General features: G+C 71.2%; 8 protein-coding genes. 5 read left to right on the forward strand and 3 right to left on the reverse strand.

Going from position 1 to position 9,797, the window contains the following annotated elements; translation table 11 throughout:
- The 3 genes from GA0115259_RS08360 to GA0115259_RS08370 all read left to right on the forward strand — a co-directional run.
- A partial coding sequence (locus GA0115259_RS08360; RefSeq protein ID WP_237539851.1) for a peptidoglycan recognition protein family protein occupies positions 1-684 on the forward strand: 684 nt, incomplete at its 5' end.
- A 161-nt stretch (positions 685-845) separates the two neighbouring features.
- Positions 846-1,928 (forward strand): mannose-1-phosphate guanylyltransferase, encoded by a 1,083-nt coding sequence (locus GA0115259_RS08365; RefSeq protein ID WP_256097946.1) that lies wholly within the window; start codon positions 846-848, stop codon positions 1,926-1,928.
- Between the two features lie 116 nt (positions 1,929-2,044).
- Positions 2,045-3,058, forward strand: a complete 1,014-nt coding sequence (locus GA0115259_RS08370; RefSeq protein ID WP_093593123.1) for a DNA-3-methyladenine glycosylase family protein — start codon at positions 2,045-2,047, stop codon at positions 3,056-3,058.
- Between the two features lie 28 nt (positions 3,059-3,086).
- Here GA0115259_RS08370 and GA0115259_RS08375 read toward each other — a convergent pair whose 3' ends face one another.
- From GA0115259_RS08375 to GA0115259_RS08385, 3 genes are read right to left on the reverse strand one after another with little or no spacing between them, the layout of a single operon-like run.
- A complete protein-coding gene (locus tag GA0115259_RS08375) occupies positions 3,087-4,532 on the reverse strand; it encodes a coenzyme F420-0:L-glutamate ligase (RefSeq protein WP_093593126.1) in 1,446 nt (481 codons plus the stop codon).
- Complete coding sequence (gene cofD / locus GA0115259_RS08380; protein WP_093593129.1) at positions 4,529-5,485, reverse strand: 2-phospho-L-lactate transferase; 957 nt, start codon at positions 5,483-5,485, stop codon at positions 4,529-4,531. The genes GA0115259_RS08375 and cofD overlap by 4 nt, the downstream gene beginning before the upstream one ends.
- Before the next feature lie 56 nt (positions 5,486-5,541).
- The gene (locus GA0115259_RS08385) at positions 5,542-6,042 is read right to left on the reverse strand and encodes a cysteine dioxygenase (protein ID WP_093593132.1); all 501 of its coding nucleotides are present in this window, start codon (positions 6,040-6,042) and stop codon (positions 5,542-5,544) included.
- Positions 6,043-6,788: 746 nt separating this feature from the next.
- Here GA0115259_RS08385 and GA0115259_RS08395 point away from each other — a divergent pair.
- Together GA0115259_RS08395 and GA0115259_RS08400 are read left to right on the forward strand one after the other, a co-directional pair.
- Positions 6,789-7,052: a WhiB family transcriptional regulator gene (locus GA0115259_RS08395; protein WP_014046372.1), complete on the forward strand. Its 264-nt coding sequence runs from the start codon at positions 6,789-6,791 to the stop codon at positions 7,050-7,052.
- Positions 7,053-7,353: 301 nt separating this feature from the next.
- On the forward strand, positions 7,354-9,797 hold a 2,444-nt coding region (locus GA0115259_RS08400; protein ID WP_141716492.1), incomplete at its 3' end, for a glycosyltransferase.

The following is a 9,797-nucleotide window of genomic DNA, read 5'->3' on the forward strand; positions in this document are numbered from 1 at the left end:
CTCGCCGGCGCGGGCCGCCGCACAGGCCGCACGGGAGCCGGTCGCGCCGGTCCGGAGCGCGCCCGGTCCGCGAAGCCGTACATCGGACCGCGCCCGCGCATCGTCACCCGCCGGGGCTGGGGAGCGGACGAGTCGCTGCGCGAGAGGCGGTTCGGTTACAGCAAGAGACTCACGGCGGCCTTCGTCCATCACAGCGCCACGGGAAACAACTACGACTGCCGGCAGTCGGCCTCCGTCCTGCGCGGTATCTACCGCTACCACGTCAAGAGCAGCGGATGGCGTGACATCGGCTACAACTTCGCCGTCGACAAATGCGGAAACGTCTACGAAGGGCGCGCGGGTGGCGTGGTGAAGCCCGTCAAAGGCGCCCATACGCTCGGTTTCAACGCGAACACGATGGGCATCGCGGTGCTCGGAACGTACGGCGGTACGAATCCGTCGGCCGCCGCCACGACCGCCGTCGCCAGGCTCACCGCGTGGAAGCTCGGTCTGCATCGCGTCGATCCGCGCGGAAAGGTCACGCTGATCTCCAGTGGAAGCGGCAAGTACAAGAAGGGAACCAAGGTCGGCCTCCGTGCCATCTCAGGGCACCGGGACGGATTCAACACCGACTGCCCAGGAAGCAGGCTCTACGGAAAGCTCGGCACCACACGGACCACGGCGGCGCGCTACCAGGGCCGTTGAACATCATGGCCGCCGAGCGACGAACACTGGTCGGTTCCGGGTGCGGACACAGGTATCCATGAACGTGCACGGCGTACATCACGACGTCACGACGTACATACGGCATGACGTACGCACGGCATACGGAAACGCCGGCCCGAGCGGGAAGCGGAGACGACACGGTGACAGAAGCGATCCTCCTGGTCGGCGGCAAGGGCACCCGGCTCCGGCCGCTCACGGTGCGCACCCCCAAGCCGATGGTGCCCGCGGCGGGCGTCCCGTTCCTGGCGCACCAACTGGCCCGCGCGCGGGCGGCGGGCGTCGAGCACATAGTCCTGGCGACGTCGTATCTGGCCGAGGTCTTCGAACCGTACTTCGGCGACGGCTCGACGTTCGGTCTGGAGCTGGAGTATGTGACCGAGCGCGAGCCGCTCGGTACGGGCGGAGCCATCAGGAACGTCGCCTCGCGGCTGCGCTCCGGGCCCGACGAGCCCGTACTGATCTTCAACGGCGACATCCTGACCGGTCTGGACATCCGTGCGCTGGTCGGCCTCCACGCGCGGACGGGCGCCGACATCTCGCTCCATCTCACCCGCGTCGAGGACCCGAGAGCCTACGGTCTGGTGCCGACGGACGAGGACGGGCGGGTGACGGCGTTCCTGGAGAAGCCGCAGACGCCGGAGGAGATCGTCACGGACCAGATCAACGCGGGCGCGTATGTGTTCCGGCGCTCGGTGATCGACTCCATACCGGAAGGGCGCCCGGTCTCGGTGGAGCGCGAGACGTTCCCTGGTCTGCTGGCCGCGGGCGCGCATCTCCAGGGCATGGCCGACCGTACGTACTGGCTGGACCTGGGCACTCCTCAGGCCTTCGTCCGCGGCTCCGCCGATCTGGTGCTGGGCCGCGTCCCGTCCCCGGCGCTTCCCGGCCGCTGCGGCGAACGGCTGATCCTCCCGACGGCGTCCGTGGCTCCCGACGCCAAACTCACCGCGGGTACGGTGATCGGCGCCGGCGCGGTGATCGGCGCGGGCGCCCGTCTCGCCGCCACCGCGGTCCTGCCCCACGCGGTCGTCGAACCGGGCGCGCTGATCACCCACTCCCTCATCGGTGCGAACGCCCGCGTGGGCGCGCGCTCGGTCCTCTCGGGCGCGGTGATCGGCGACGGCGCGGTGGTCGGGGCCGACAACGAGCTACGGGACGGTATCCGCGTCTGGTGCGACACGACGCTCCCGCCGGCGACGGTGAGATTCTCGTCGGACCAGTAGCCCCACTCGGAGACCGGCTCGTTCTTGGTCCAGGAGGAATACGCGAGGGGCAGGGCTTGGCGGCAGCGGGCGCCCCCGTACTCTCGTGAATGACTCCGACCCCGAGGACCTCACCCGTGGCAGGCCGCTTCGTCCCACGCCCGGCGCATGCCTCAGCCGCCCGGCGCCCGACCGTCCCGCGTCCTGCCGCGCCCGTTCCCGCCGAGCCCGTGGACGGGATCCGCCGCCGGTGGACACCGTCGGGCCCATACGACCTCGGGCTCGTCCTCGGACCTCTCCGCCGCGGTCCCGCCGATCCGACCTTCCGCGCCGCGCCGGACGGCTCGTATCTGCGGGCCAGCCGTACACCCGCGGGCCCCGGCATGCTCCGGACCGTGGCGTGCGGAGGTGCCGTGGAGGCGGAGGCCTGGGGCCCGGGGGCCGAGTGGATGCTGGAGCAGCTTCCCGAACTGCTCGGCGCGTCGGACGAGCCGGACGCCTTCGTCCCGCGCCACCGTCTCCTCGCCGAGACCAGGCGCCGCCGTCCCGGTCTGCGTCTGTGCCGCACCGGACTCGTGATGGAGTCGCTGATCCCGTCGATCCTGGAGCAGAAGGTCACCACCATCGAGGCCTACCGCGCCTGGCGCAGGCTCGTACGGACGTACGGAGAGCCCGCGCCCGGCCCGGCGCTCCCGTCCGGCGAGCGGCTGTACGTCGTGCCCGACGCCCGGACCTGGGCGCTGATTCCGTCCTGGGAGTGGCACAAGGCGGGCGTCGACGCCAAGCGCTCCACCACGATCCTGCGCGCCGTCCGCGTCGCCCGCCGTATGGAGGAGGCCGCGGCCATGGAGCCGGAACCGGCCGCCGCCCGGCTGCGGCTGATCCCGGGCATCGGTCCCTGGACCGCCGCGGAGACCGTCCAGCGCTCCAACGGCGCGCCCGACGCCGTCACCGTCGGCGATCTCCACCTCCCGGGCATCATCGGTCATGCCCTCGCCGGAGACCGGGACGCCGACGACGCCACGATGCTGGAACTCCTCGCGCCCTACGCCGGCCAGCGCCACCGCGCCACCCGCCTGATCCTGCTCTCCGGCCGCACTCCCTCGCGCCGGGCACCTCGTATGCCGGTCGGCGACATCGCCCGTTTGTGAAGCGGATACGCCGCTGAGGGACGAGCCCTCAGCGCACCTCGATGAAATCCTCTGGATCACGGGCCGGACGGTCCTTCGGCTCGGTCGACGCGTGGCCGACCGCCACCGCGCCCATGGGGTCCCAGTGGGCCGGCAGGTCGAGCACCTCGCGTACGACGTCGGGGCAGAACATGGTGGAGGAGACCCAGGCCGAGCCGAGGTGTTCGGCGGCGAGGGCGACCAGAAGGTTCTGTACGCCCGCGCCCATGGCGACCGTGAACATCTCGCGTTCCGCGGTGTCGCGGCGCGGGTCGCCGTAGGTGTGGGAGCCGTCCATGACCAGACAGGGCACCACCAGATAGGGCGCCCTGCGCAGGACCTCGCCGCGGCGGACGCGCCTGGCGATCGACTCCTCTGTCTTGCCGTCGGCGCGCAGGTCCGCGATCCAGGCGTCACGCATCGCGTCGAGAAGGCGCAGCCGGGACTCCGGCGACTCCAGCAGGACAAAGCGCCAGGGCGTCGTGTGGTGCGGAGCGGGCGCCGTCAGCGCCGCCGCGACCGCGCGGCGGACCGCGCCCGGGTCGACCGGCTCGTCGGTGAAGTCGCGGACCGTACGGCGCTGGGTGACCGCCTCCCGCACCGCCTCGGACGTACCGAGCCGGAACATGTCGTCCGCCGCGACCCGCACCAGCTCCCGCGCGCCCGCCTCGGCGCCGTCCGCGTCCGAATTGACGCTCCTGTCCGCGCCCGTATCCGTGCCGGTGCCGGCTCCGCCCGCGCCGACGACGAGGTGCGCCAGACCGCTCACCACCGCCACCGGCAGGCCCTCGGCCTTGCCCTTCACCAGGTCACCGGCGGCGGCCAGTTCATCGGCGACGGCGACGACCGTCGCGTACAGCGGATTGCCGTACGCGTCCGTCCCGCCACGCAGATCGTCCAGGACCCGCACTCCGGCGGCGCCGATCGCGACATCGGTGAGGCCATTGCGCCAGGGCCGCCCGAAGGTGTCCGTGACGATCACACCGATGTCCACGCCGAGCGCGTCCCGCAGCCCGTCCCGGATCGCCCGCGCCGAGGCGTCCGGATCCTCCGGCAGCAACAGCACCGTCCCGGGCGCGGTGTTGGAGGCGTCCACGCCGGCCGCCGCCATCACCAGACCTTGCCGGTTCTCGACGATACGGAGAGTGCCGCGCCGCGCGACGACCCGTACGGTCTCCGCGTCGATCGCCGCCTCGCGGTCCGTCGCCTCGACGATCCTGCCCTCGGCCTTGGAGACGATCTTCGAGGTGACCAGCAGGATGTCACCGTCGGCCGGCGTCGGCTCGATGGCCGCGATCAGCTTCGCGAGATCGTCGCCGGGACGGACCTCCGGCAGCCCGGCCACCGCGCGGACGCGGTACGACGGGACCTGCGCCGGCGTCAGATGCGGCGCCTGGTCCGGGGCCGGGCCCGGCGCCGAGTCCGGCCCCGGCTCAGGGGTCAGCGGTGCTGTCATGCCCGTACCTCCTCGGCCATCGTCAGCGCCTCACGCGCCATCGCCGCCGCCGCGTCCACATCCGTCATCAGCAGCGGCACCGCCCGGCTGCGGATGCCCGCGCCCTCGATCTCGGCCACCGCACCCGCGTCCACCCTATCGACGAGCCAGCCGTCGAGCAGCCCCGAGCCGTAGTGCAGCGCGACCGCCGAGGCCGTCGCCTCGACGCCGATCGCGGCGAGCACCTTGTCGGCCATCCCGCGCACGGGCGCGTCGCCCACGATGGGCGAGAGGCCCACGACCGGTACGCCCGCCTCGGCGATGGCCTCGCGGATACCGGGGACCGCCAGGATCGTGCCGATGCTGACCACCGGGTTGGACGGCGGGAAGAGAATGACATCGGCGGCGGCGATGGCCTCCAGCACGCCGGGCGCCGGCTTGGCCTGGTCGGCGCCGACCGGCACGACCGCCTGGGCCGGCACGGACGCCCGCATCCGTACCCAGTACTCCTGGAAGTGCACGGCCTTGCGCTCGCCGTCCACATCGACAGCGACATGCGTCTCGATACGGTCGTCCGACATCGGCAGCAGCCGTACGCCCGGCTTCCAGCGGGCGCAGAGCGCCTCGGTGACCGCGCTCAGCGGATAGCCCGCGCCGAGCATCTGCGTACGGACGATATGGGTGGCGAAGTCGCGGTCGCCGAGGCCGAACCACTCGGGTCCGACTCCGTACGCCGCCAGCTCCGCCTTGACGTGGAATGTCTCGTCCGTACGCCCCCAGCCCTGCTCCTCATTGATGCCACCGCCGAGGGTGTACATCACCGTGTCGAGATCGGGGCAGACCTTCAGCCCGAACAGATGGATGTCGTCACCGGTGTTGCCGATCACTGTGACGTCCGCGTCGGGCGCGGCCTGCTTGAGGCCTCGCAGGAAACGGGCGCCGCCGATACCGCCGGCCAGAACCACAATGCGCATAAGAACAGTCTGTCAGCCGCGGAGTTCTCCGTGAGGCGCCGGTGCAGGCGGCCGTATCAGGCGCGTACGACATCCTCCGCCGCCGGTGCGCACTGCGCCGTGTGCATCGGCATCTCGGTCAGACCCGGGTAGTAGATGTGCAGACTCACGGCCGGTTCGATCGCGTCGTTGACCACTTCATGGACATAGCCGGGCGCGAAGACGCGCTGCGAGCCCGGGACCAGCGTGCGGCTCCCGCTTCCCGAACGCTCCGTCAGTTCACCGGCGAGCACGGTCAGTAAGCCCGAGGACCGGCCGTGGTCGTGCCGGCCGGTGCCCTGGCCCGGCACCCAGGAGAGCAGCCACACCTCATAGCCGGGACCGGTGCGCAGCCGGTGGTACCAGCGGCTCGTGGCGTCGTACCGGACGAGCGGCGCCCACTGCGCCCGGTCGGCGGCGAGCGCCCGGGCGAGACCCGCGAACTCGGCCACGGTGACCGGGTGCTGACGGGCCGGCTGGAGAAGATGCTGGACCTCAAGAAGGTCGCCGGCGATCTGGAGATCGCTGTCGCTGTTCATGGGTGCGGTGGTTCCTCGGAGATAAGGACGCGCAGGGTGTCGCGGGGCATGCACGGCGGACACCGTGAACGCGGAGGGAAGAGACAAAAGTGATCGGAGCGATCAGAACGATCGACCGCAGTCCGGAGCGGCCGTCAACCGGAGCCCGAAGCGGCCGTCAACAGCTCAAAGGACAACAGCAACAGCGAACCTGAACAGCGCTGCGGAATCCACGGACGTGGGTCGCGGGGTGCGCGGGGCTCACTGGCATGAGACCAAAGGTGGCGAATCCGGTAGCCACTGTCAACTCGATGACCGATTTGGCGGCAATGTTTCACCTCATCCGGTTACTCCGACCGCAGAGAGGTTTGTCCACCTCCACCCGCGGAGACATCGGGCAGCGACCGTGCTCGTAAACACCGTCACGCCCTTGTGATCAGACTGTGATCCGGATCGCTTCCGCGGCCGGACCGGCACCAAGTCCGGAGTCCATGGCGTCTCTCCTGGAGAGAGGGGCGGCGTCTCTCTTGGTGAGGCGTCTCTTGTGGCGGGGAAAGGTGGATGCGGGTAGGCCAGTGGCATGTGTCAGGTTTTTGGTGATTTGAACACTTTCCGCATAGCCTTGGTTCCGCAGAGTGAATACCGGGCCCAATAGCAGATCTCGGCTTGACCGGCCCAGAGCACACACTTGTAATTTCACTCGTGTCGTTCGGCCGAAATCGACAACGGCCAGATCACGGGGACGCGAAGACAGACGAGGGGCGCACATGACCGAGCTGTTCCAGCAACTGCTGGTCGAGGACGCGGACGAGGAACTCGGCTGGCAGGAGCGCGCCTTGTGCGCCCAGACCGACCCCGAGTCCTTCTTCCCCGAGAAGGGCGGTTCCACGCGTGAGGCCAAGAAGGTCTGCCTCGCCTGTGAGGTCCGTTCGGAATGCCTTGAGTATGCCCTCGCCAATGACGAGAGATTCGGTATCTGGGGCGGCTTGTCCGAGCGTGAGCGACGGCGACTGAAGAAGGCCGCGATCTGACCGCTTTTCGCAAGGTGAACCGCCAGGTAGCTCTCCGGATAACGATCGGGCTCGATCGGGCTCGCTCATTCATTCGCTCGTTCATTCGACAGGGCCGTCCGGCCGCCCTGTTCCCCGTGTCCCGGCCCGATCACCGTCGCGCCCGATCGTCACAACCTCGTACCGATCGAACGGTCCGCGGTCTGCGCCTTCCCCCGCAGGCGGCGGACCGTCCTGTTGCCAGCCGTTAGTGTGGGGCCCCGTCCGAGACGCTCCAGCGCCCCTTCGGGGCGATCCCACGGCCGGAGGGCCCGTTACCTCAATGTCCCCCACCACCGCCGCGTTCGTTCCCGCCACCGTCCCCGAGTTTCCGCGGCACGTCGTGACCGCAGTGCTCGTCTCACACGACGGTGCGCGCTGGCTGCCCGACGCCCTCGCCGGGCTGCTGGGCCAGGAGCGACCCGTACAGAACGTCATGGCAGCCGACACCGGCAGCGCCGACGACTCCGCCCGGCTGCTCACCGAGGCACTCGGCGCCGACCGCGTCCTGCATCTCGCGCGCCGCTCCGGATTCGGTACGGCCGTCGACGAGGCGGTCGGCACCGCCGGCGTGCTCACGCCCGACGATCTGCCCTATCTGAAGCGGCCCAGCGGCTGGGACCCGGTCAGCCGGAGCTGGCGCGACGACACGTACGACATGCCGGAGCTGCCGCACGGCGAACCGGTGCAGTGGCTGTGGCTCCTCCACGACGACTGCGCGCCCGAGCCCGACGCGCTGGCCGAACTGCTGCGCGTCGCCGACTCCGACGAGTACGCCGCCGTCATCGGTCCCAAGCTGCGCGGCTGGTACGACCGGAAGCAGCTCCTCGAAGTCGGCGTCTCCATCGCCAACAGCGGGCGCCGCTGGACAGGGCTCGACCGGCGCGAACAGGACCAGGGCCAGCACGACCAGGTCCGTACCGTCCTCTCCGTCTCCAGCGCCGGCATGCTCATCCGCCGCGATGTGTGGGAGGAGCTCGGCGGCTTCGACCGGCGGCTGCCGCTCATGCGCGACGACGTCGACCTGTGCTGGCGCGCGCACGCCGCGGGCCACCGGGTGCTCGTCGCGCCCGACGCCGTCCTGCGGCACGCGGAGGCCGCCGCCCGTGAGCGCCGTACGGTCGACTGCGCGGGCCGCTCCGTCGTCAATCCGCACCGCGTCGACAAGGCCGGCGCCGTCTACACCATGCTCGTCAACGCGCGCAGTGCCGTCCTTCCGTACGTACTGCTCCGTCTTGTCGTCGGCACCCTGCTGCGCACGCTCGCCTATCTGGTGGGCAAGGCGCCCGGACAGGCCGTCGACGAGGTCATGGGCCTCTTCGGCACGCTGCTGCGGCCGGGACGGATCATCGGCGGCCGACGCCACCGCGGCAAGGGAGTCGTGGAGGCGGCGGAGCTGCGTCCGCTCTTCCCGCCGCCCGGCGCGACCGTCCGGGCCACCGTCGAGCAGATCGCCGCGAGCCTCGGCTCCGGCAACGAGGCCGACGCGGGCGGCTCACGGCACGGCGTTGTCGAGTCCGGGCCCGGCGGCGACGACGCGGACTTCCTGGAGATCGAACAGTTCGCCCGGCTGAAGAAGCTCTCGCACAAGCCCGGGCCCGTGCTCTTCGCGCTGCTGCTCGTCGTCTCGCTCGTCGCCTGCCGCGGACTGCTCGGTGGCGGCGCGCTGGCGGGCGGCGCGCTGCTGCCCGCGCCCGGAGACGTCTCCGACCTCTGGTCCCGGTACGCGGACGGCTGGCATCCGGTCGGTACGGGCAACACCGAGACCGCACCGCCCTACCTCGCCGTGCTCGCCGCGCTGTCCGCGCTCTTCCTCGGCTCCACCGGCTTCGCGCTGACGCTGCTGCTCGTCTGCTCCGTACCGCTCGCCGGAGTCACCGCCTACTTCGCCTCACGGCCGCTGGTCGAGTCCCGGCTGCTGCGCGCCTGGGCGAGCGTCGCGTACGCCTTCCTGCCCGCCGCGACCGGCGCGCTGGCGACCGGGCGGCTCGGCACGGCCGTCCTCGCCATCCTGCTGCCGCTGATCGCCCGCGCCGCCGTCGCGGCGTACGGGCTGCGCGCGGGCGCGTACGCCGACGGCACCCGTGGAAGCTGGCGAGCCACCTGGGCCTACGCCTTCCTGCTGACCTTCGCGATGGCGTTCACTCCCGTCGTCTGGCCGCTGGCACTGGTGCTCGGCCTCGCTGTCCTGGCGCTGCGCCGCGACGACCTCGCCGCCTACGGGACGCGCGTCCTGGCCGGGCTCGGTACGCCCGTCCTGCTCCTCGCGCCCTGGTCGCTGTCGGTGGTGACCTCGCCCTCCGCGTTCTTCCGCGAGGCGGGCCTGGAGTTCGGTACGGGATCGGCCTCCGCGTTCGATCTGCTCGGTATGAGCCCGGGCGGCCCCAAGGCCGTCGGCGGTCTCCTGCTGATCGGTGTGGTGCTGGCCGCGCTGGCCGCCCTGCTCCGCGGCGAGCGGCAGTTCGCCATCCGTACCGCCTGGGCCGTGGCGCTCCTCGCGCTGGTCTTCGCGGTGCTCTCCAACAATTCCGGCTGGGCGGGCCCGGCCACCCTGGTCTACGGCATCGCGCTGATCGCGGCGGCCGTGCTCGGCGCCGACGGCGCCCGGGAGCGGGTCGCCGCGGAGAACTTCGGCTGGCGCCAGCCCGTCGCCGTACTCATCGCCGCCGCCGCGGGCCTCGCTCCGGTGCTGGCCGCGTTCGGCTGGATGATCGGCGGCGCGGCGGG

It is taken from the genome of Streptomyces sp. MnatMP-M17 (genome assembly GCF_900091995.1).
Taxonomy (GTDB): domain Bacteria; phylum Actinomycetota; class Actinomycetes; order Streptomycetales; family Streptomycetaceae; genus Streptomyces.